Raw genomic sequence first — 22,499 nt, 5'->3', positions numbered from 1 at the left:
GGAGAGCGCGAGAGGGGAACCCTTTTTTCAAAAAGGGTTCCCCTCTCGCACTGCTTCAATCTTCCTTCTCTTTCACGCCCGACGGGGTCACCACGATGACGTTGCCCGCGATTTTGGAGTTGGGCACGATGATGGTTTCGCCCGTATCCGAGCGGATGACGGTATTGAACACGTCGATGTCCGTGACGATGCCGGCCGCGCCCGAAGCCCCGGGCACGTTCACCCGGTCGCCCACCCGGAAGAACCGGAACAGCAGCAGCATCACGCCCGAGGCGAAGTTGGACAGCGTATCCTTGAGTGCCAGGGATACGGCCAGACCGGCCGCGCCGAAAAGGGCCAGCAGCGAGCTGACGTTGAACCCGAGCTGCCCGAGCGTGGCGATGACGACCACGAGATACAGGCCGTAGCGGGTGAGGCTGCCGGCAAAGGAAAGGACCTCCTGGGGCACGTTGCGCGCCCGCAACACCCGCACCAGCAAGGCGGCGAGGCGCCCGGACACCCAGACGCCGGCCGCGAAAAGCAGAAGCGCCGACATGATCTTGCTGCCGAGCGACAGGGCCAGGGGCACGATCTGGTCGGCGAAAAACGCCTTGCCGCCCACGGCGAAGCGGGTGCGCCCCCCCACCTTGTCCACAGCCACGGGCACGGCGGCAGCGGTGTTTTCCTTTATGGCGGCCACGGTCTGGTCCACGGCCGCCTTGGCCGCGCCGGCCGCAGCGGTGGCTGCCTCGGGTGCGGCGGCGGGCGCGGCCGGGCCGGCGGCGGCTTCGGCGGGTTTCGCAGCGGCGGGTGGGGGCGCGGGAGCGGCGGGCGTCTTGCCCTCAGTGAGGGCATGTTCCTGAAGCGGCTGTGTGGCCTGGGGAGCCTTTTCCGGCCGCAGTTCGACACTTTCCGGCGGTCCGTCCGGCAAGGTCGGGATACCGGGGAGTCTGTTGGGCTGGACGGCAGGCTGCGCCGGTTGTCCGCCGGCCGGGATGAGGATGGACCGGCCAAGCTGGAGGCGGGACGGCTCGAGGCCGGGGTTGGCTTTGAGGATGGCGGCGGCGCTCACGCCGTAGTGTTGGGCCAGCAGGCTTATGGTGTCGCCGGATTTGATGACGTGCTTGACCGGCGCGGCGGCCAGCACCAGGACCTGGGCCGGCGGCTCGGTCCGGGAAAAGCAGGGGCCGGCGTCCGTAACCAGCACGCAGAGCGCCAAAATCGCCGTCAGCGCGAAAAATTTCGCCGCATCGCCAACCATCGCCACCTCCTTGGGCCCGCATGCTGTCGGAACGAAAGCGCTCCTGTCCCACGGGCCATGGCCAGAAGCTAGCACAGGCAGCGCGGTTTTGCCAAATACGGCCGCATGTTACGAATTATCGTCAACACGGCCGCCGGCATCCTCCGCGCCGCTCCCGTCATTGAAAGACGAATTCGGTAAAGTAGACGTTTTTGACCTTGCCCGGGCCGGTGTACTTGCTGAAAAGCAGGATAAGATCCCTTCGCAGGGCCATCTTGCCGGCGCTGGTCATCAGGTCCTCGGCCAATTTGGACGAGAGAAAGAAAATCAGGTCCTGCTTGCAGTCGGCGTCCGTCAGGCGCTCGGCCGAGGCATTGTCCTCGCATTGCACGTCCAGGGTGAGGCGCAGGAAGCGGTAGCCCGTGTTGCTGAGCACATTGACGGTCATCGGGCCGAGGACAATGGCCCCGTTTTCGGCCTTGCCGGCATCCTTTTTCTCGCCGCCCTTGGCCTCGCCTCCGTGCCCGCCTTCCGAAGAAGCCATAAGCATGGATGGCGACGGGGGCACCAGCAAAAAAGCCAACACGAGCAGGCCGATCCTCATAAAGTTGTGCATGCCGCAAGCGCCTCCTTCGCCCGGCCTCAAACGGCCTGTGCCGCCCGGACCGATCCTGCGCCGCTTGATGACGCGTGGAGCATGTTAGGCCGGCCCACGGCTTCTGTCCACGGCCGGAGCTTAGAACCGGGACAAGACGCCGCAGGCCGGCCAACTCGCCGTCGGCGATTATGCCCTGTGTTTCCTTCCGGTTTTCCTGCCGGAATCTTACAATCCGTTTAGGAGGATCGGGATCAGCCCCGCGCCTTGGCCTGCCGCCGGCGGGCGTGCAGGATGGGCTCGGTGTAGCCGTTGGGCTGCTCGCGCCCCTTGAAAATGAGGTCGCGCGCGGCAAGGAAGGCCAGGCTTGCCTCGAAATCCGTGGCCATGGGCCGATAGGCCGGATCGCCGGCGTTTTGCCGATCCACCACCGCCGCCATGCGCTTCAGCACGTCCAGTACCTGCCCCTCGTCGCCGATGCCGTGGCGCAGCCAGTTGGCGATGTGCTGGCTGGAAATGCGCAGCGTCGCCCGATCCTCCATGAGCCCGACATCGCTTAAGTCCGGCACCTTGGAACAGCCAATTCCCTGGTCCACCCAGCGCGCGACGTAGCCGAGGATGCTTTGGGCGTTGGTCTCGAGTTCCCGGGTCACCTCGTCCGGCGTAGGCCGCGCCTCGCCCAGAAGCGGCAGGACGAGCAGATCCTCGCGGCCGGCCCGGGGACGGCCGGCCAGTTCGCGCTGGCGGTCGAAGACGTCCGTTGCGTGGTAGTGCATGGCATGGAGCGTTGCGGCCGTGGGTGACGGCACCCAGGCGCAGTTGGCCCCGGCGCGGGGATGCTCGATCTTGGCCGCGACCATCTCGGCCATCTTGTCCGGCTTGGCCCACATGCCCTTGCCGATCTGGGCCCGGCCGGAAAAACCGCAGCCAAGCCCCACGTCCACGTTGCCGTCCTCGTAGGCCGCCATCCAGGGCGTTTCGCGCATGGCCGCCTTGGCCACCACCGGCCCGGCCTCCATGACGGTGTGGATCTCGTCGCCGGTGCGGTCGAGAAAACCGGTGTTGATGAAGATGATGCGGGCCTTGGCCGCGCGCACGCATTCCTTGAGGTTGAGCGAGGTGCGCCGCTCCTCGTCCATGACCCCGATCTTGAGCGTGTTACGGGCCATGCCCAACGCGTCCTCCACCCGGTCGAAGAGTTCGCAGGCAAAGGCGACCTCGTTCGGGCCGTGCATCTTGGGCTTGACGATGTACACGCTGCCGGCGCGGCTGTTGCGCAGTGTCCCTGTCCCGCGCAGGTCGTGGAGCCCGACAAGCCCCGTGACCATGGCGTCGAGGATGCCCTCGGGGATTTCCTGCCCGGCCGCGTCCAGGACCGCGTCCGTGGTCATGAGGTGGCCGACGTTGCGCACGAGCAGAAGGCTTCGACCCGGGATGGCAAGTCCCGATCCGTCCGGCGCGGTGTAGGTCCGGTCGGGGCTCAGTCCCCTTTCCACAACCTTGCCGCCCTTTTTAAACCGGGCGGTCAGGTCGCCCCGGAAAAGGCCGAGCATGTTGCGGTAGGCCAGGGCCTTGTCGGCCCCGTCCACCACGGCCACGGAGTCCTCGCAGTCGAGGATGGTGGTCACGGCGGCTTCGAGGACGACGTCGCGAAGGCCCGAGGGGCTGGCCGCGCCGACCGGATGGCTGCGGTCGAAGACCAGTTCAATGTGCAGGCCGTGATTGCGCAGCAAAATCCTTGTGGGCGCGCCGGGATCGCCCACATGGCCCACGAACCGCTCCGGCCGGGCGAGCCCGGTGGTCTGGCCGCCCACGAAGGTCACGAGAAGCGCACCGTCCTTTACGGCGTAGGCGGTCACATCGGCATGCTGGCCGTAGGCAATCGGCACGGCCATATCGAGAAAGGCGGCGGCATAGGCGACCACGGCCGCGCCGCGCCCGGGATTGTAGCCCGGCCGCTTGGCCGCACCGCCGGTTTCGGGAATGACGTCCGTGCCGTAAAGCGCGTCGTAGAGGCTGCCGAAGCGGGCGTTGGTTGCGTTTATGGCATAGCGGGCGTTGGTTACGGGCACCACGAGCTGGGGACCGGGCACCACGGCGATTTCCGCGTCCACGCCGGTCGTTTCGATGGCGAAATCCGGGCCTTCGGGCAGCAAGTAGCCGATGCCGACCAGAAAACACTTGTAGGCTTCCGGGTCGTGGGGCTGGCCGGCGCGCTGCCGGTGCCAGACGTCGATGGCGGCCTGCATGGCGTCGCGGCGGGCCAGCAGTGCGCGATTTTCGGGGCCGAGTTCGGCCACGATGCCGGCCAGGGCGGCGAAAAAGGCTGCCTCGTCGATGCCGGTTCCGGGCAGGATTTCGGTCACGAGGACATCGTACAGGGTCTTTTCCACGGACAGGCCGGCTATGGCGATACGGTCGTCTGGCATGGCGGTGCTCCTTGCGTGGGCGAAGCAGACAATCGTCCTTGTCGGACGGATGAGGTTCGAGAACTTGTACGGGATTTGGAGCGGCGCGCCTAGGGGGGAAGGGCCGATCGGCGGGAGGCGTGTGGCCGACACCGTCGGCGGACGTGCATCGGACGTCCGCCGACGGTGCGTGGTGTGTCAGGAAATGACGATCTCTTCCAGGCTTTTGCGCTTGCGCGGATACACTTGCGCCTCGTCCGGCCAGCCCACGGCCATGATGTTGACCACCCGATACCCCTCGGGAAGGTGAAAGCGCGCCTTGATGTTGGCCTCGTCGAACATCCCCACCCAGCAGGCGCCAAGGCCCATTTCCGTGGCCCGCAGCATCAAGAACGCCTCGGCGATGGCCGTGTTCATGGCGCAGGCGCCGAACCTGGCCTGCTCGGCCGCCGCGGCCTCCCGGGCCACATAGGCGTCGATGCCGTCCATGGGCTCGCCCTCGATCAACTTGTTGTCGCGGAAGAAAAACGCCGCCGCCTGGGAATCCTTGACGTAATGGACAAGGTCCACGCAACTGATGATGATGGCCGGCGCGGCGGAAAGCCAGCCCTGCTTGCGCGTGGCCTCGCTGGTGCCGAACCAGGCCAGGTCCGCCGCAGCGGTGACGACCTTGAAGCGCCAGGGCTGGGAATTGAGGCTCGAGGGGGCGTTACGTGCCGCCTCGAGGAGTTCCGTGATCTCGCCTTCGGTCAAGGCTTTCCTGGCAAAGGCGCGCACGCTGTGGCGCGCGGCGATGGCATCCTTCACGCTCATGGACATGACGCATAACTCCTTTGTTTTCGTGATAAACGGCGCGGCTCAAAAGCCACTAGGGATACGGCCCGGATCAGCGCAACCGGCTGTTGTCCCGGCCGGATGCGGCGGTATCAAGGGGGCGGACTTCGGCTGCGACGCGGTCGGGAAGCAGGTCGTCCTCGGCTTTTTCGATTTCGTAGTCCCGCTGCAAATTAAGCCAGAACCCGGGCGTATTGCCAAAAAAACGCGCCAGCCGAAAAGCGGTTTCCGTGGTGATGGACCGTTTGCCGTGGATGATCTTGTGCACCGTCACGGGCGGCACGCCAAGACGCCTGGACAGCGCGTTCTGCGAAAGTCCAAGCGGCTTCATAAAATCCTCATACAGGATTTCGCCGGGATGGATGGGTGGGAGCTTTTCCAATAGGTCCATGGTCTAGCCGTACCTTGCTGCTTAATGATAATCAACGATTTCGACCTGATGGGCATTGCCGTTTTCCCAGACGAAACAAATCCGATAACGCTCGTTGATCCGAACGGAAAACTGACCTTTTCTGTCTCCCACCAGCTTCTCCAGCCTGTTCCCCGGCGGGATCGCCATATCCTGCAAGCGTTCCACGGCATGGAGTTGCCGCAATTTGCGCCGGGCCGCCTGTTGCAGCGCCGCAGGCAATCGCGGCATAGGGGCACCCGCCGCAGGAACAGCGCCTCGGTATGAGGACAGGCGAAACCGAGGATCATTATCTTTCAGATAATATCAAACAGCTTCTGGGGCAATCCCGGTGGATCGGTCCAGACATTCTTCGGCAAGCGAAAAGACCACCATATATTCCTGATTGCCCTTGGGCCCCTTGACCTTGGACGGCACCACGCCGGTGAGGGTGAGCCCCAGTTCGTCGCGGGCGAAATCCGTGACCCGGGCGATCGCCTCCTGGCGATGCGCCTCCTCGCGCACCACCCCACCCTTGCCCACCTTGTCCGGCGTCAGCTCGAACTGGGGTTTGACCAATACCGCCACCAACCCGCCGGGCCTCAGAAACCGCACGCAGGCCGGCAACACCCTGGTCAGCGAGATAAAGGACACGTCGGCCACCACGGCGTGCACCGACTCGGGCAGCAAATCGTCCGGCGCATGGCGCAAATTGACCTGCTCCATGGACACCACGCGCGTATCAGCCCGTAATTTTTCATGCAGCTGGGCCGTGCCCACGTCCACGGCATAGACCCTGACCGCGCCATGCTGGAGCAGACAATCCGTGAAACCACCGGTGGACGCGCCGGCATCGAGGGCTACCATGCCCGAGAAATCGAGCCCGAAAGCCTCGATGGCCGTCTCGAGCTTGCCCCCGCCCCGGCTGACGTAACGCTCGCCCGGTTCAAGGCAAAAGACCGTGCCCGCGGGAAACATCCGCCCCGGCTTGTCCACGAGCATCTCCCGGCCGTCGGCCACGAACCGCACCAGCCCGGCCATGACCAGTCGCATGGCCCGCTCCCGCGTTTCGGCCAACCCCTGCTCGCACACGAGCTGGTCCGCCCGGTATTTTTCCTTGGCCATGGTTCCCCCTGCAAAAGCGCGATTGGACGCGGCCCAAGCCCGCAGCCGAAAAAGGCCGCCCGCTCCCAACCGTTGCTCCGAAGAGCGCGGTGCTCCCCAGCCTCCCCAAACAAGGGGAGGACGTATTTTACGTCCGCTATTTTTAAGAAAGACGCGCTACGCGTCCGCATCGCGGCGACCGAGAATGCGCCGCAAGGTATCCTTGGAAATTTCCAGCTCCCGGCAGGCGGCATTGCGATTCCCGCCATGCCGCTCCACCGCCTCGCGCGCCGCCAGAAAACGGACCTCGGCCATGGTCCGGCCGGTGCGCACCCCGCATCCCCCCGACTCGCCACGCAAATGCTCGGGCAGATGGCAGGGCTCGATAACCTGCTCCTGGCACAGGATGGCCGCGTACTCGATGATGTTTTCCAGCTCCCGGATATTGCCCGGATAGTTGTGGGCCATGAGCTTTTCCATGGCTTCGGGACTGACCGACGAGATGTTTTTGGCCACGGCCATGCGGCAGCGCCCAAGCACCCGCTCGACGAGCAGCGGCACGTCGCCCGGCCGCTCGCGCAGGGGCGGGATGCGGATCACCACCACATTCAGACGATAATACAGGTCCTGGCGAAACGACCCCTCGGCCACCATGCGGCCCAGGTCACGATTGGTGGCGGCAATGACCCGCACATCCGCCGGCAGCGTCTCCACGCCCCCCAGGGGTTCGTAGGAGCGTTCCTGGAGCGCGCGCAGAATCTTGGCCTGCATGGCATAGGGCAGGTCGCCGATTTCGTCGAGCAAAAGCGTGCCGGAATCGGCCAGGGCGAACCGGCCCGGCTTGTCCCGGCGCGCGTCGGTAAAGGCCCCGGACTTGTAGCCGAAAAGCTCCGACTCCATGAGTTGCTCGGGCAGCGCGCCGCAGTTGACGGCCACGAACGGGCCGGTGCTTCTCTGGGAAAGCTTGTGGATGGCCCGGGCGAAAACTTCCTTGCCCGTGCCGGATTCGCCAAGCAGCAATACCGTGGAGTCGCTCTGGGCGATCTGGGGCAGCATCCGCACGATTTCGGACAGATGCGGGTCGCATGTCCCGAAATCGTCCAGCGGCTGCAAGCCGGCCAGCCGGCTGACGAAGCCACCGCCGGACAGATCGCGAAAAACCTGCACCCCGCCGATGACCATGCCGCCCGTGGCCCAGATCGGGGCCACGCTCACGCATACGGGCACATTGGGACAGCCCGCCCGCTTGAGCGTGACGATGCGGTTGGCAATGGGTCGCGCCTCTTCCATGCACTGGCGCAACACGCAGACCGACCGGCAGTTGGTGACACCCAAGACCTCACGACAGGTGCGGCCCACGGCATCGGCGGGCGCGACACGGGCGATCTCCCCGGCGGCGAGGTTGAAATAGCGAATGATGAAATCGCGGTCCACGGCGAACACGCCGTCGGCCACGTTCTCCAAGGCGAATGCGCTGGCATCGTCGCCGGGAAAGGGGTCAAGGGGTCGCTTCATGCAGGCTCCGGCAAGTGTCTCGGCGTGATTGCAGTGTGCGCCCGAAGCCCGACGGGGTCAATGGCAACGGAAGCAAAAATCGTCCTCATCCGAAGCCACTTGGCAACCTGTCCTCCCAACATACCGAAAACAAATAGAATTCATATCGGCACGGAAAGTGCTTTTTTTCCCAATAACACAGGGGACACATCATAATTTTCACTCCAAGGAGACGTCATATGAATCTGAACCTGACCATCACCGGCATGTGCTGCGACTTGGCGCTGCATCCCGTCGACGACGCGACCGCCGCCCGGGTCTGCCTGCTTGGCGAGAACCTGTACAAGACCAATTCCCTCGAATGGTGGCGCGCCAGCGGCAACAACACCTGCGGCATGCGCCTGACCGCCGACTCGTGCCTCGAGGCTAGGCTCGACGACGCGCTCCTGGATATCGAGCCGTCCCAAGTCGCCACCGACGCCGTGACGCTCACCCAGCGTGAATGCATCGACAGCAGCGAAAACAAGGTCTGCCTGCTCGGCTACGACGACGAGTCCTGCTCCCGCACCTGGACCTGGAGCGACGTCGGATCTTTCGACCCGGCCAAGTTCCACTTCATCGTCCAGCGCTGGGACCACATCCTGGACGTGGTCGACTATCTGGTGCTCGAGGACGTCCTCTACGACGGCCGGCCGGCCGACGGCGCAAGCTGGGGCCAGAGCCAGGGATTCACCTTCCGCGAGCCCGTGGTCGTGGACATGGACGTCGTGCGCGCCGCCTGCGGCGTCCCGTCCGAGAAGGCCGCTTAGGGCGAGGAGAAGAGACTGGGGGGAAACCTTTCTGAAGAAAGGTTTCCCCCCAGGCCCCCCTTCCCAAGACTTTTAGCGGTTGGGGAGAACGCGAGAGGGGCTACTGCCCTTTTTTAAAGGGTTTCCCCTCTCGCTCCCCCCTCCTCGAAAAAATGAATCAGGGATGACGGAGCCGACCCCTCCCGTATCCCGACCGCGGCGACCGTGTCCGGGTTTGCCAACCTCCTTCGCCGGGACGCGTTCGCCGATTTTTCCCAGGCGCAGCCTTGGTCACCTGTAGGGAACCGGCACCCGAAAGGCCCCCAAGACTGCGCTTTTTATGCCGACCGCTCGCCGCGCCTGTACGCCGTAGCTCACCACCCGTAACAAGGCGTTTCAGGCGTCAGTGCGCGCCGCACACGGCGACGTCAAAGCCGGTCTTCGATTCCGCCACCCAGGCAAAGACATAATTCCTGTAGAGACTCTCTTGCGAGACGGCATCAATCGGGGCGAAATTGTCGCGGAACGCCCTCGCTAGCCGTAAATGCTCATCAAGCCCGAAGGAAATGTAAAATCCGCCAATATTTTGCCACGTGTTCGCATACGGGGAACGCAGGATTCCAACACGCTGCCCATAGGCAACTGCGTGCAACGCGGTATAATACGGGCCGACATTCTTTTTATAATAGGCAATATCATAGCTCTTGGCATACACAAAACCAACAATACTGCTGACACTTAAAAAAACAGCCACGAAAAGAGCATATTTCTTTGCGGATGGTTGCAAAATATTGCCCGTAATATACCGCGATCCGAACAGGCTCATCAGCATGATACAAAAAAACCAATAGTGATAGCTGCCTCTAAAAATGACCACCGGCATGCCGCAAAGGACTGTCGCGGTCAAAAAAATTTCGTCGGCGTTCCAATGACGATGCTTCATGATGCCGATCAAACCGAGACAAAAAAGCGGGACAAGCGACAACACGACGAAGTGCAACTCGCTCTTTGCTACACGAAGTGCAATGACATCCATAAAAAAAGACGAGGCCACGGCCTCAAACGAGCCCAAAGCGCCCAAAAGTGACATGCTCTTCGGTGCCTGCCCTCCTGTTAGCTTCGACAGATTCTGGTAATAATACGCTACAAAATTCTGCCAGCCACTCACCCACTGCCGCAGATCGAAATTGACGAGCAACACAAGACCACATAACAGCAGCACAACAGCGAACAAGGCCACAGCTTTGAACGCCACATCTCTTCTTACAAACCAAATATAGGCAACATTGATCACCGGCAGCATAAAAATGTAATGTACCTTACTGCCGAGTGCCAGAGCACAAAAACAGGCGGAGAATACAATATCGACAAGACGTCCTGTTTCCCTATACTTGAGGACATACCAATAGTTTAACAGAAAAAACAAGACCATCAGGCCTTCGGGCGTGATCTTTGTCAGAAATATGAGAACAGGAAACGACAGGAAATAAAGTTGTGAACCGAGGACGGCTGTGGGAGCGTCCAGTCCGAGTCGTTGCAACACGAAAAAAAAGAGGCAAACCGATGCAATGACCACTGCGGCACAGGCGCATCTGGCAATGACATGCACCCGGTCCCAGTTTTTGACGCAAAATTCCATGAAAGAGACATTGGCCGGACTCGCCACAAAATAATACGCCCGCTCTACGCCATACAGCATATAGTGCAGCGTAATCCCCGGGGTTCCCAGCACGAACGGAAAGCGTCCCTCATTGTCAAAGGCAACCGCCGAGGGCAGGTATAGACCGTCCGGATCGGCATTGTCCTGAATGTCATAGGCGTTAAAGGCCAGAGTACGCCAGGAGCCCACAGGAGCGGACAGGGAGACGTATAAGGCCAAGCCCCCGGACAAAAGCACAAAGCTCAAAAGGGATATCACAGCAGAGCGTGACAGCGACATGGGGGATTACCGCAACCGGATCGTCAACCGTTGCAGCATGAACGCCAACGGCCGGTCGTCGTTGAGCAGACGCGCCGGGACGCCGTTATAAACGGAGCTGACGAAGGCGAGTTCGTTGAGCCCCTTGCGCAAGGCCACCGGCATGTCGAGCACTTGCGTCGCATTCCCGGAGGCGGCGACAATCTCGCCGGCCGGAGAGCCATTCAGCAGCACACCAATGCGCTGGTCGGGAAAGACGCCGCGCAGGGCAAGGCGCAATCTGGAAGGGGCCGGTTCCTGGCTATAGAACCGTACGCCCGCCACCCGGCCCAGAACCCAGCGGAATGTCCCCCCTCCCGCGTCCTGCTCGGGAGGGAAGATATTGATCGTGCGGTACTGACAAGGCGCACCGGAAAAAAGATCGACTTCCGCGAAGGCGACCGCTTTTTTCTGGGCCAGGATAAGCCCCAGAAGCAAAACGAGCGAAACGCCCCCCCCGAGCCATAGTCCCCACCGCCGCTTCACCACGGGCGTCCCTCCCTGGACGCGTGACGCCCGCCGCACACCGTCCGCAAACTGAAAAACAGGCTACGCGGACACCCGGCGTGCGAGCCCCAGCTCGGCAACAATGGCCTCGGCGGCCTTGGCCGTGTAGTCCTCGGGCGAAAGCGCCGCCTTGTCCGCGTCGGTCATCACGCCCCGGGGCCGGTTGACGAACTTGGGATCTGGCGTGATGCCATAGGCTTCGGGGAAGGTATTCTCGTAATACATCTCCTGGAAGCCGATGAATTTGAGATGATGGGCCGTGGCGTCGAGCACCGAGATTTCCGAGGGCTCGACCAGCCCCAGCTCCCGGGCCTTCATGAGCCCGGCCAGGCACTCACCGCCCTGGGTGCAGCTGATGTGCCCGTGGCGGTTGGCGGTGAGCATGCCTTCGATGATGGCCTGCTCGGTCACCTGCAACACCTGGAAACTGCCCGGGCCGCCGATCTTCTCGTACTCGGCCGCGAAATGGGCCACGCGCGGGAACGACACCGGGTTGCCGATCATGGCCGCCTGGGCCACCGACGGCGTCACGGACACGGGCTCGAAATGGCGCTTGTCGGCCTCGGTCTCGTCGTAATAGCGCCAGACCGGGTCGGCGTGGTGGGACTGGACGCCGAAGATGCGCGGTAGGGAGCGGATCATACCGAGCTTCTTGAGCTTTAAAAACCCGCCCATGATGGCCGTGATGTTGCCCGCGTTGCCGATGGGCACGAACACGCACTTGCGGTAGGTGTCCCAGCCGAACCACTGGGCCACCTCGAAGGCGTAGGACTCCTGGCCCAGGATGCGCCAGGCGTTCTTGGAATTTAAAAGCGCCACGCGGTAGTTGTCGGCCAGATGCTCGACCACCTTCATGCAGTCGTCGAACACGCCCGGCACCTCGATGACCGTGGCCCCGCTGCCGAGGGGCTGGGCCAGCTGCTGCGGCGTGACCTTGCCCTTGGGCAGGATGACCACGGACTTGATCGGCCCGCCCACATAGGCGGCGAAAAGCGCGGCCGAGGCCGAGGTGTCGCCGGTGGAGGCGCACACGGTCAGAACCGAATCCCAGCCGTTGACCCGCACCAGGTGCTTCAAATAGCTGAACGCGCAGGCCATGCCACGGTCCTTGAAGGAGGCGCTGGGGTTCTGGCCGTCGTTTTTGTAGTAAAAAGGCGCGCCGACAAGCTCGGTCAGCGCCGCGTTGGCCGCCACGAGTGGGGTATGCCCCTCGCCCAGGTAGACGATGTCCTCCTCGTCCATGACCGGGGCCATAAGCTCGTAAAAGCGCAGCACGCCGCGAAGGGCCGTGGTGCGGGTGGCGGCGCGCTTGTCGAAAAGCGCCTGCCAATAGCTGGCCGGGTATTCCAGCAGGCTGTCGAAGGTCGTGTCCTCGAGCAGGAACACGCCGCCGCAATGCGGACAGGTGTAGTACAGCTCCCGGATGTCGAAGCGCGCCTGGCAGCCCAGGCAGACATATTCCATCTTGCCCCGGTATTTGGGGAAATCGCTGACCGTTATCATGCCGTTTCCTTCTTTAGACCGGCCACACCTGCCGGGCCGCGGCCACCCACATGACCACGCCGCAGGCCACCTTGGCCGTCATCCCGAACACCTTGCCGTACATGGCCCCCATGGCCGCGCGCCGGGACTCGGAATCCGTGCGCCCGTGGGCGCGCTCGAACACATAGCAGCCCAGGAAAGCCCCGGCAACGGCCCCGAACAGGGCCCCGATGCCGAGAAAAAACGGCGCGCCCAAAAGCGCCCCGGCCAAAGCGCCAAGAAATCCGCCCAGATTGCCCTTGCCCGTGGCCCCGTAGCGCTTGGCTCCGAAGAGTTGGGCGAAAAGCTCCACCGCCTCGCCGGCCAGGGCCACGCACACGAGCAGCGCGTAAAACCCAAAGCCGAAATGCGGCGCGGGATGCAGATAATCCCACAAGGCGACAAGCCCGAGCATGGCCCAGTTGCCCGGCAGCCCGAACACGTGCAGGCCCAGACAGGCCAGAAGCACGAGCAGGAAAAGCCCCGCCCACACGATCGTCATGCGCCCTGCTCCCGGTTGTCCACCACGCGCTTGGCCTTGCCCTCGGACTTGGGCAGGGAGTTGCGCTCCACCAGCTCCACCTTTGGCGTGACCAGGATTTCGTCGCGAAGCCGCGCGGCGATGCGCTTTTGCAGGGAACCGAGCTGGCGCATGTCCTCGACGAAAAACTCGTCGCGGATCTCCACCTTGACCCGGAGGTTGTCGATGAAGCCCTCGCGCTCGAGAATGATGAGATAGTTCTCCCCCACCTCGGGCATGGACATGAGGATGCGCTCGATCTGCATGGGAAAGATGTTGCAGCCCTTGACGATCATCATGTCGTCGCAGCGCCCCTGCAGGCGGTCGATGCGGCGATGCTCCCGGCCGCAGGCGCAGGGTTCGGTCAGAAAACGCGTGATGTCGCGGGTGCGGTAGCGGATGATCGGCATACCCTCGCGGCCGAGGCTGGTCATGACCAGCTCGCCGTACTCGCCGTCGGGCACGGGCTCGCCCGTGACCGGGTCCACGATCTCGGGCAGATAGGCGTCTTCCCAGACGTGCATGCCGTGCTGCTCCGTGCACTCGAAGGCAACGCCCGGGCCATTCATTTCGGACAGGCCGTAGGAGTTGTAGCACTTCATGTCGTAGAGGGCTTCCAGCCGCCGGCGCGATTCCTCGGTGTAGGGCTCGGCCCCGACCAGGGCGATACGCAGCGGCAGCGTGCGCGGATCGATGCCCAGTTCGGCGAAAATGGTGGTCAGATACAGCGCATAGGACGGGATGATATGGATGCCCGTGACCTTGAAATCCATAAGGAGCTTGATCTGGCGATGGCTGTTGCCGGCACCGGCCGGAATGGTCAGACAGCCGAGCTTCTCCGCGCCGCAGTGGATGCCGAGCCCGCCGGTAAAAAGGCCGTAACCGGACATGTTCTGGAAGACGTCGGTCTTGCGCAGCCCCACCATGTGCATGCACCGGGCCATGAGCGACGCCCACCACTCCAGGTCCTTTTGCGTATGGTAGATGACCGTCGGCGTGCCGGTGGTGCCGGAGGAGACGTGCATGCGCACCATCTCGCTTTGGGGCATGGCCAAGAGCTTGTCCGGATAGCTGTCGCGCAGGTCCTGCTTGGTGGTAAACGGCAGCCTTGTTACGTCGTCCAGGCTTTTGACCGCATCGACGTCCAGGCCGCACTCCTTGAACCGCTCCGTATAAAAAGGCGACTTGGCCGCCTGGGCAAGCGTCCGCTGCAAACGCATCAGCTGCAAACGCTCGATCTCCAGCCTCGAAAGCTTTTCCGCTTCGTCGTAATACACGCTGCTTCCTTTTTAAGGAAAAGGTGGAACCACCCAGAGCTAACGCATCGCCGTGGCCACATGGCTTTCCATGGGCACGGCCAGGCCGTCGTCATCCTGGAAATCGCGCAGGCCCTCGGCCATGCTGCGAAACATCGCCGCCCGATCCGTTTCCGACATGGCGGCTATGGCCGTCCCAGAAGGGAAAACGGACAGATAACCCGCAAGAAGTTCCAAGAGGTCCGGGTGCCGGGCCGCCTGTATCTCAAGCCGGACGCGGATGTCGTTAAAACCGGCCTCCTGAAGCAGGGCACGAAGGTCCTCACGGTCGGAAAGCGAAGAGGAGGCTTGGAATCCGGCGCGCATCGCCGGACCGAAATAGCCTTCCAGGACGTCGGCCAAAACGGCGAACAGAGGAATCCGCGCAACCGCGCGCCAACAACTCAGGACAAGGCGTCCGCCCGGGACCAGGGCCGCCCGCATGGCCTTCAACGCCGCCGGCCGATCCGGGAAAAACTGCACCCCCTGCTGGCACAAAACCACGTCGTATTCCGGCTTGTCGCCGGGAAGCCCCAAGACGTCGCCGCAATGCCACTCGATGCCGGACAGGCCCTCCTGGTCTGCGAACCTCTTTGCCGCCCGCACCATGTCCTCGTTGAAATCGACGCCGGTCAGCCTGCCCTTCGGGCCGACCAGACGGGCAGCCTTGCGGGCCACGACGCCTGTGCCGCAGGCCACATCGAGCACCCGATCCCCGGCCCCGACCGCGCCTGCCGCAACCAGGGCCTCGGCCCACCGGCCCATCCAGGCCGGAACGATGTAGCGCTCGTAAGCCTCCGGTCCGGAACAGGACAATTGCCATTGCCATTCGAATGGGGTGTCTTGGGCAACCATGGTCTGCTTCTTCCGCGAAAGGGCGACAATCTGTCGCCGGTTTGCTGCGCAGGCTATACGCCCGGCCGAAACCTCGATCAAGCCGCGTGGGCTGCCGAAAAAAAGATCACATGCCCATTTCGGACGGGGGCGGAATATCGGAGAGGTTCTCGAACGCCGTGGATTCCTTGAGGAAGGTCAGGCGGACCATGCCTGTGGGGCCGTTTCGCTGCTTGCCGATGATGACCTCGGCCACGTTGTCCTCGGGCGTGAGTTCCTCTTTTTTCTTATACGCGGCGGCGCGGTAAAGAAAGATGATGACGTCGGCATCCTGTTCGATGGCCCCGGATTCGCGCAGGTCGGACATCATGGGGCGCTTGTCGGCGCGCTCCTCGACCTTGCGGTTGAGCTGCGAGAGGGCCACCACCGGCAGGTGCAGCTCCTTGGCCAGGGCTTTCAGGTTCCGGGAGATGTCGGAAATTTCCTGTTCGCGGGAATCGATATGGCGCGAGGCCCGCATGAGCTGCAAGTAGTCCACGACCACGAGCCCCAGGCCGTGCTCGGCCTTGAGCCGCCGGCAACGGGCGCGCAGGTCCATGGTGGTGATGGCGGCGGTGTCGTCGACGAAGATGGGCGCCGGGGACAGGTTGTTGGCCGCGTCGTAGAGCCGGGACCAGTCCTCGTCGTCCAGCCGTCCCCGCCGCAACTTGGCCAGATCGACCTTGCCCCAGCAGCACAGCATGCGTTGCATGATCTGCTCCATGGACATTTCCAGGGAGAAGATGGCCGTCGGCACGTTGTGCATGGCGGCGGCGCGCATGGCCATGTTCATGGCAAAGGCGGTCTTGCCCATGGAGGGCCGGCCGGCAACGATGATGAGGTCCGAGGGCTGCAGCCCGGCGGTGTATTCGTCGAACTGGTAGTAGCCGGTGGGCACGCCGGTGACCAGTTCCTTGTTTTCCATGCGTTTTTCGATCAGCTCGAAAACGCGGGTAACAAGGTCCTTGGAGGAATGCAGGCCCCGGGTGGAGCGGGCGTCGGCAATGGAAAAAATGGCTTGCTCGGACTCGTCGAGAAGCGTTTCGGTTTCCTGGCCGCCTTCGTAGCAGCGGGTAATGATGTCGAGGGCAGTGGAAATAAGCTTCCGCTGGACGGCCTTTTCCCGCACGATGCCGGCATGGTGCAGAGCGTTGGCGGCCGAAACCGTGGAAGCTGTCAGTTCGGCCAGGTAGGTCGGGCCGCCGACCTCGTCCAGCTTGCCGGCCACGCGCAAGGCCTCGGCCAGGGACACCAGGTCGATGGGTGCGTTTTTGGCGGAGAGGTCCAGGATGGCCTGGAAAATGAGGCGATGGGCCGGGGAATAGAAATCGTCCTCGCCGACGAGGTCGACGAGGTTATAGAGGACGGAGTTTTTGAGTAAAATCCCCCCCAAAACGGCCTGTTCGGCCTCGAGGTTCTGGGGGGGGATCTTTTTAAGGACGTCAGCAGAGACCCGCTCCAGGGCCTGCCCGGTCAGCGGCTCGCCGCTTCCGGCCATGCCGGAAGACTTCTGGCTACGCGGTTTCTTCCTCGGGCTGTCCACTGGCTTCTTCGGCCTGCTGCGGGACTTCGGCCGTCTGGGCGGCCTCACCCTCGGCTTCGGCGACGGCCGGGGCGACCGATTCCTCTTCCTCGTAGCCGCCCTGGCGCTTGACGGTCACGTTGACCGTGCCGCGCAACTCGGGCAGGAGCTTCACCGCCACTTCGTACTGGCCCAGGGCGCGGATGGGCTCGTCGAGAACGATCTTCTTGCGGTCGATCTCGACGCCCTGCTCGGCCAGCTTGTCGGCGATGATGGCGGAGGTGACGGAGCCGTAGAGCTTGTCGCCCTCGCCCACGCGCACCTCGATAATGATCTCGGCGGCGGCAAGCTTTTCAGCCAGCGTCTGGGCGGCGGAGGCCAGCGCGTCGCGCTTGGCCTGCAATTTTTTACGCTCGTTTTCGAAACGGCGCATATTGGCGTCGGAGGCCAGCATGGCCAGGCCCTGGGGGATCAGGTAATTGCGGCCGTAGCCGGGCTTGACGGCGACCTTGTCGCCGAGGCGGCCCAGGTTTTCCACGTCCGCGCGCAAAATGAGTTCCATGGGTCTCTCCCTTACATTTTCTTGAGGAGCTCGGCGCTGTGGGTGGCCGTATAGTACAGAAGGGCCATCTGCCGGGCGCGCTTGATTTCAACGGTCAGGCGGCGCTGGCACTTGGCGCAGGTGCCAGTAATGCGCCGGGCGATGATCTTGCCGCGATCCGTGACGAAATCCTTCAGGACGTCCGGACGCTTGTAATCCACAGGCAGGTTCTTGTTGGCGCAGAAACGGCAGAACTTCTTCTTCGGGGTGAATTTCTTCTTATAGGCCATGAGTTACGCTCCCTCGGGCACGAACTTGTCGGCGAGCTTGACGGTGATGAACTTCATGATGCCGTCGGTGATGCGCACGATCCGCTCGAACTCGGCGATGGCCGGAGCCGGGGCGGCAAATTCGAGGCGGGTGTAATGGCCGCGCGTCTTTTTCTCGACGGGATAGGCCAGATCGCGCATACCCCATTCGTCCACGGTCAGCATGGTGGCCTGCTGGCGCTCGAGAACCCCCTGGAGGTTCTCGATGATCTCCTGCCGGTTTTCGGCCGCCAGCTCCGGAGAGAGCAACAGCAGCGCTTCATATTTCCGCATGGTTCCTCCTTATGGTCCATGGCCCTTTCTCGGGGTGAGCCCCCATTGGAAAGAGCAAGGCGAAGGGGAGTCGTTACCCGCAACCATATCACCTGTCAAGGTCTTTGGCCGCGACTTGCCAAGCGGACGCGGACAGGGGTAAAACCTGTCGCATCATGAGCCGCCAGGCGGCCCGAAGCCTGCCGAGGAGCCCATGCGCATCCGCACCAAACTGCTTTGCATTCTGCTTGTCCTGGCCCTGCCGCCGCTTGTCTTCGTCAGCTATTACGCCCTGCGCGAGGGCAGGCTGCTCGGCAAGGAACTGGCCGACCACACGTCGCTTTCCTTTCGGCATTCCTCGGAACAGGAACTGGCCCTGATGGTCGACCTCATCGGCGAGGACCTTAACGACAACCGGCAAAAGCTGGAACTGGCCCTGACCCTGCTGTCCCGGGAGGCCGCCCAGTCCCTGCGGGAAACGCCTCCGCCCAAGGCCCGGGTCTTCTACGACCGGGATTTTAGTGCCGCCGGCGGGTTGCCGGCCGGAACCACCCCCCTGGCGGCCATCTTCGACCGGGGCATCCCGGCAACCGGCGACGCCATTTCCTTCAGCGTTCCGCCCAATACCCCCCAAAAGGCCCATGCCGAAGACGCGGCCAGGCTGTCGCGGCTTTTGCCCACCTTCCAGTCCCTGAACCGTACCCTTGGCGACAATATGCTGTGGGCCTACGTGGCCCTGCCAAACGGGCTCATGTGTTCCTATCCCGGCCACGGCCAGCTTCCCGAGGGCTACGATCCGCGCGACCGGCCCTGGTACAAGGCGGCCATGGCCCGCCAGGGGGAGGCCTGGAACATCCTGGTCGACGCCTCGAGCGGCCGCCTGGAAGCCACGATTTCCAGGCCTATCCGGGATGCCGCCGGCGGGCTCCTGGGCGTGGCCGCCCTCGACGCGCCGCTCGAAACCATGCTGCCGGAAAGCGACCTGTCGCGCCGCTGGGGCGAGGGCGTGCGGGCGCTCATCGTCCACGCCCCGGACGGCAAGCGTCTCGTGGTGCTGGCCAGCCGGGATTTCATGCCCGCCTCCCACGGCTGGGACACCCCGCTGACACCGGTGCCCCTGGCTTCGGTGGACACGGAGGCCCAGGCCAAGCTGGCCCGGGACATCGACGCCCACAAGTCGGCCCTGGTCCCGCTCCATGTGGGCGATGCGGACTATTTCGCGGTGCTCAAGCCCTTCCCAGACACCCCGGCCGGGTTGCTCGTGCTGGTGCCCAAGGCCGCCGTGCTGCATCAGGCGGATTCGGCCGAAGCGGCCATCCTGGCCCGCACCAAGCGGATGCTGGCCGTGGTCGTGGTCGTGGCCGTGGTGGCCCTGCTCGCGGCAGCGCTTCTGGCCTATTTCGGCGCGAAGGCGGTGACAAAGCCGGTGACGGCCCTTTGCCGGGCCACCAGCCGGCTGGCCCAGGGCGACTTGCAGGCCAGGGCCCCGGTTTCGGGCCGGGACGAGCTGGCCGAGCTGGCCGCTTCCTTCAACAACATGGCCCCGAAGCTGGCCGAACGGCTGCGGCTCAAACAGGACATGCTCCTCGCCATGGAGGTGCAGCAAAACCTCCTGCCCGCCGCCCCGCCGGCCGTGCCCGGCCTCGACATCGCCGGGGGCACGATCTTTTGCGACGAAACCGGCGGCGACTATTTCGACTACCTCCAGTTCAACCGCTCCGGCGCGTCCGGCATCGATCTGGCCGTCGGCGACGCCACCGGACACGGCATCGCGGCAGCCCTTTTCATGGCCACCGGCCGGGCGCTTTTGCGCGGCGGCCAGGGCAACGACCCGTCGCCGTCCGCCCTGCTCAGCCTGGTCAACAGCCTGCTGTGCCGCGACACGGCCGATTCCGGCCGCTTCATCACACTTTTTTTCCTGCGCCTGGAAAATGGCGGCCTCGGCCCCGAGGGACGGCTGCGCTGGTCGCGGGCCGGACACGATCCGGCCCTGGTCTACGATCCGCAAAACGACGCCTTCGAGGAACTCATGGGACCGGGACTGCCGCTGGGGATTCTCCCCGAATACGCCTACGAGGAGCAAAGCCGCCCGGGACTGGCCCCGGGACAGATGCTGGCCCTTGGCACGGACGGCATCTGGGAAGCCCGCAATCCGACCGGCGAGATGTACGGCAAGGACCGATTCCGGGAGATGCTGCGCTCCCACGCCGCCGCCACGGCCGCGGAAATCCTGGCCGCCGTCCACAAGGACGTGGCCGACTTCCAGGCCGGCGCCCCCCGCGACGACGACATCACCTTAGTGGTTATAAAAGCTATCTAAGGGAGGAACCGGGGGGAAACTTTTCTGGAGAAAAGTTCCCCCCCGGGCCCCCCTTCCAAAGACTTTTAGTAGTAGTGGGCTGTTCCCCGCTACCCCAGCTATAAGGTTTAGGAAGGGGAGAGCGCGAGAGGGGAGAACCCTTTTCAAAGGGTTTCCCCTCTCGCACCCTCTTCCCCTCTCCTATATCCAACGTACTGACACGGGATTGCGTGGGGGGATGGCGGCGTAGCGGAACTTCGGGTAGCCGAGCATGAGCCCGCCGTGGACGGTATGGCCTTCGGGGATGCCCAGGGCCTGGCGCACGGCGGGATCGCCCTTGGCGGCGTAGGTCAAAAGCCCGGCCCAGCAGGTTCCCAGCCCCCGGGAGACGGCGGCCAGCTCGAAAAACGTCAAGGCGATGCCGCAGTCGGCCGGTCCGAAGGCTATCGAGGCGTCGGTGTGGACCACGGCCAGGGCCGGCGCGCCGCGCAAATACACATCCAGTCCCTTGGCCCACAATCCCGCGTAGCGCGTATAGACGGCCCGGCTGTTGTTGCCGGCGAACCACGCCGCCGTCAGCGCGGCCAGTTCGTGGACTTTTTTGGGGTCAACGGTCGCGGCCCAGCGAATTTCCTGGACGTTGGAAGCTGTCGGCGCATAGCGGGCCACATCGAGAAGCTCCTCCATCACTTGGCGGGCAACCGTCCTGTCGGCATAGGCCCGGATGGAGCGCCGGCCCCGCAGCAGGCGGTCCATGGCCTCGGGCACGGGCCAATCCCGTGAGGCCGGTTGCAGCGGCGCGTCCGGGTTGACGGCGTCCACCCGGGAATTGACCAGGGCGCCGTGGGGGCACACCGCCACACAGTGCCCGCAGGCATTGCAGATTGCCGCGTCGGCCACGGCCGGGCCACCATCGGCGGCCAGTTCAAGCGCCCGGCTCGGGCACACGGCAACGCACATGCCGTCCTTCTTGCACTTGTCCGCATCCACCGTGATCAGATCCATACGATGCCTCCTTATGGCGCGACTCGGCCGCGTCCGCGCGGACGCGAAACCAGACACGGCCCGAACCTACCCGGCTTGCCGGCTTTGACAAGAAGGCACATTGGCGTGGCGTGATACCCCGGAGGGAACCGGGGGAAGGAGGAAAATCGGCTTGGGGAGAGGCGGCCGGACCCGGGCAGGGAGACGGGGCCGGCCGACGGTCCCTGTGGAATGTGACGATCCGCGTTGCGAGTGCGGATCGTTAGAAGACCAGGGCGTCTTGGCCTAGGGGCGGGACACTACGACGGCGACCGGGGTGGCCGTGGCCTGTTTGTCTTTCGCCGTTTCCGGGCACCTAGATGGGATGCCCCGAATGTATATGATGTCCGAAACCGCTGCCTTAGCCTCGTGATGCATCGCCGTCATACCGCGCTCCTTGGGTCTATGGGCATGACACCCGGCCTACGCGGAAAATCACACCCGCACAACGTGACGATTTCCATTAAAAGCGTGACCAGATACAGCATGAGTTGCTTTCACAACAGGTTTTTCTTGATGTGTCACGCCACCTGGCGTAATAGATATTTAATTTTCGAGGAGGTCCTATGCGGGCACTTGTCGTGGACGACGACCTGGCCAGCCGCCATGTTCTGGCATCCCATCTCGCCGGGGTGGCCGAATGCGTCATGTGCGCCTCAGGCCCCGAGGCCGTGACGGCCGTGGGCAACGCCACCGTTGCCGGCACGCCCTTCGACGTGGTCTTCCTCGACATCATCATGCCCCATATGGACGGGCACGAGACGCTCTCCCGCATCCGACAGGCCGAGGAAGCCGGCGGCGTGCCCCCGGAAAAACGGGTCAAGGCCGTCATGGTCACCTCCATGGACGACGAGACCAACACCATGACCGCGCTTTTCGACGGCCAGGTGGCGGCCTACCTGGTCAAGCCGCCCAATCGGGCCGAACTGCTGGACAAGCTGGCCGCCCTGGGCCTGCTTGGCTGAGAGAGAAAGCGTATGCGCCGGGGGAGGGGGCTTTTTGTAAAAAGCCCCCTCCCCCGGCGCATACG

At 63.8% G+C, this 22,499-nt stretch carries 22 protein-coding genes; 3 read left to right on the top strand and 19 right to left on the bottom strand.

Annotated elements, in window-relative coordinates:
• Positions 1-55 precede the first annotated feature (55 nt).
• From ACMZ6R_RS16140 to ACMZ6R_RS16105, 8 genes are all read right to left on the bottom strand, one after another.
• Positions 56-1,240: a mechanosensitive ion channel domain-containing protein gene (locus ACMZ6R_RS16140; protein WP_416113319.1), complete on the bottom strand. Its 1,185-nt coding sequence runs from the start codon at positions 1,238-1,240 to the stop codon at positions 56-58.
• A 157-nt stretch (positions 1,241-1,397) separates the two neighbouring features.
• Complete coding sequence (locus tag ACMZ6R_RS16135; protein ID WP_416113317.1) at positions 1,398-1,835, bottom strand: flagellar basal body-associated FliL family protein; 438 nt, start codon at positions 1,833-1,835, stop codon at positions 1,398-1,400.
• A 233-nt stretch (positions 1,836-2,068) separates the two neighbouring features.
• Positions 2,069-4,243 (bottom strand): malate synthase G, encoded by a 2,175-nt coding sequence (locus ACMZ6R_RS16130; RefSeq protein WP_416113315.1) that lies wholly within the window; start codon positions 4,241-4,243, stop codon positions 2,069-2,071.
• Between the two features lie 177 nt (positions 4,244-4,420).
• Positions 4,421-5,041 (bottom strand): nitroreductase family protein, encoded by a 621-nt coding sequence (locus ACMZ6R_RS16125; protein WP_416113313.1) that lies wholly within the window; start codon positions 5,039-5,041, stop codon positions 4,421-4,423.
• Between the two features lie 67 nt (positions 5,042-5,108).
• Positions 5,109-5,447: a HigA family addiction module antitoxin gene (locus ACMZ6R_RS16120; RefSeq protein WP_416113311.1), complete on the bottom strand. Its 339-nt coding sequence runs from the start codon at positions 5,445-5,447 to the stop codon at positions 5,109-5,111.
• Between the two features lie 21 nt (positions 5,448-5,468).
• On the bottom strand, positions 5,469-5,696 hold the full coding sequence (locus ACMZ6R_RS16115) for a type II toxin-antitoxin system RelE/ParE family toxin (protein WP_416113309.1): 228 nt from the start codon (positions 5,694-5,696) through the stop codon (positions 5,469-5,471).
• A 75-nt stretch (positions 5,697-5,771) separates the two neighbouring features.
• Positions 5,772-6,569 (bottom strand): TlyA family RNA methyltransferase, encoded by a 798-nt coding sequence (locus ACMZ6R_RS16110; RefSeq protein ID WP_416113307.1) that lies wholly within the window; start codon positions 6,567-6,569, stop codon positions 5,772-5,774.
• A 156-nt stretch (positions 6,570-6,725) separates the two neighbouring features.
• Entirely contained in the window at positions 6,726-8,063 is a 1,338-nt protein-coding gene (locus ACMZ6R_RS16105) for a sigma-54 interaction domain-containing protein (protein ID WP_416113305.1), read from the bottom strand.
• Positions 8,064-8,281: 218 nt separating this feature from the next.
• Here ACMZ6R_RS16105 and ACMZ6R_RS16100 point away from each other — a divergent pair, with 218 nt between their 5' ends.
• Positions 8,282-8,851: a hypothetical protein gene (locus tag ACMZ6R_RS16100; protein ID WP_416113303.1), complete on the top strand. Its 570-nt coding sequence runs from the start codon at positions 8,282-8,284 to the stop codon at positions 8,849-8,851.
• A 382-nt stretch (positions 8,852-9,233) separates the two neighbouring features.
• On the opposite strand, the gene ACMZ6R_RS16095 is transcribed toward ACMZ6R_RS16100, so the two are convergent.
• From ACMZ6R_RS16095 to rpsF, 10 genes are all read right to left on the bottom strand, one after another.
• Positions 9,234-10,769: a glycosyltransferase family 39 protein gene (locus tag ACMZ6R_RS16095; RefSeq protein WP_416113301.1), complete on the bottom strand. Its 1,536-nt coding sequence runs from the start codon at positions 10,767-10,769 to the stop codon at positions 9,234-9,236.
• A gap of 6 nt (positions 10,770-10,775) precedes the next feature.
• Entirely contained in the window at positions 10,776-11,225 is a 450-nt protein-coding gene (locus ACMZ6R_RS16090; RefSeq protein WP_416113299.1) for a hypothetical protein, read from the bottom strand.
• A 111-nt stretch (positions 11,226-11,336) separates the two neighbouring features.
• Positions 11,337-12,797, bottom strand: coding sequence for a threonine synthase (gene thrC, locus ACMZ6R_RS16085; protein ID WP_416113297.1), 1,461 nt, complete (start codon positions 12,795-12,797; stop codon positions 11,337-11,339).
• 13 nt (positions 12,798-12,810) lie between these two features.
• Positions 12,811-13,317: a DUF456 domain-containing protein gene (locus ACMZ6R_RS16080; protein ID WP_416113295.1), complete on the bottom strand. Its 507-nt coding sequence runs from the start codon at positions 13,315-13,317 to the stop codon at positions 12,811-12,813.
• Positions 13,314-14,612 carry a phenylacetate--CoA ligase family protein gene (locus tag ACMZ6R_RS16075; protein ID WP_416113293.1) on the bottom strand — a complete coding sequence of 433 codons (1,299 nt, stop codon included), beginning with the start codon at positions 14,610-14,612 and terminating at the stop codon, positions 13,314-13,316. The genes ACMZ6R_RS16080 and ACMZ6R_RS16075 overlap by 4 nt, the downstream gene beginning before the upstream one ends.
• Positions 14,613-14,651: 39 nt before the next feature.
• Entirely contained in the window at positions 14,652-15,485 is an 834-nt protein-coding gene (locus ACMZ6R_RS16070; RefSeq protein ID WP_416113291.1) for a methyltransferase domain-containing protein, read from the bottom strand.
• A 106-nt stretch (positions 15,486-15,591) separates the two neighbouring features.
• Complete coding sequence (dnaB, locus tag ACMZ6R_RS16065; protein ID WP_416113289.1) at positions 15,592-17,046, bottom strand: replicative DNA helicase; 1,455 nt, start codon at positions 17,044-17,046, stop codon at positions 15,592-15,594.
• The gene (rplI, locus tag ACMZ6R_RS16060; protein ID WP_416113287.1) at positions 17,018-17,587 is read right to left on the bottom strand and encodes a 50S ribosomal protein L9; all 570 of its coding nucleotides are present in this window, start codon (positions 17,585-17,587) and stop codon (positions 17,018-17,020) included. Before rplI ends, dnaB begins: the two co-directional genes overlap by 29 nt.
• A gap of 11 nt (positions 17,588-17,598) precedes the next feature.
• Entirely contained in the window at positions 17,599-17,856 is a 258-nt protein-coding gene (gene rpsR / locus ACMZ6R_RS16055) for a 30S ribosomal protein S18 (protein WP_416113285.1), read from the bottom strand.
• Positions 17,857-17,859: 3 nt separating this feature from the next.
• Positions 17,860-18,168, bottom strand: a complete 309-nt coding sequence (rpsF, locus tag ACMZ6R_RS16050) for a 30S ribosomal protein S6 (RefSeq protein WP_416113283.1) — start codon at positions 18,166-18,168, stop codon at positions 17,860-17,862.
• Positions 18,169-18,361: 193 nt separating this feature from the next.
• On the opposite strand from rpsF, the gene ACMZ6R_RS16045 reads away from it, so the two are divergent.
• Entirely contained in the window at positions 18,362-20,467 is a 2,106-nt protein-coding gene (locus tag ACMZ6R_RS16045; protein ID WP_416113281.1) for a SpoIIE family protein phosphatase, read from the top strand.
• Positions 20,468-20,647: 180 nt separating this feature from the next.
• Here ACMZ6R_RS16045 and ACMZ6R_RS16040 read toward each other — a convergent pair whose 3' ends face one another.
• The gene (locus ACMZ6R_RS16040; RefSeq protein WP_416113279.1) at positions 20,648-21,451 is read right to left on the bottom strand and encodes a nitroreductase family protein; all 804 of its coding nucleotides are present in this window, start codon (positions 21,449-21,451) and stop codon (positions 20,648-20,650) included.
• Positions 21,452-22,035: 584 nt separating this feature from the next.
• Between ACMZ6R_RS16040 and ACMZ6R_RS16035 the strand changes: the two genes are divergently transcribed.
• Complete coding sequence (locus ACMZ6R_RS16035; RefSeq protein ID WP_416113277.1) at positions 22,036-22,434, top strand: response regulator; 399 nt, start codon at positions 22,036-22,038, stop codon at positions 22,432-22,434.
• Positions 22,435-22,499 lie beyond the last annotated feature (65 nt).

Origin of the sequence: Solidesulfovibrio sp. C21 (genome assembly GCF_047785625.1) — a bacterium.
Lineage (GTDB): Bacteria > Desulfobacterota > Desulfovibrionia > Desulfovibrionales > Desulfovibrionaceae > Solidesulfovibrio.
The sequence above is the reverse complement of the archived record's forward strand: the minus strand, read 5'-3'. Positions and strand labels throughout refer to the sequence as shown.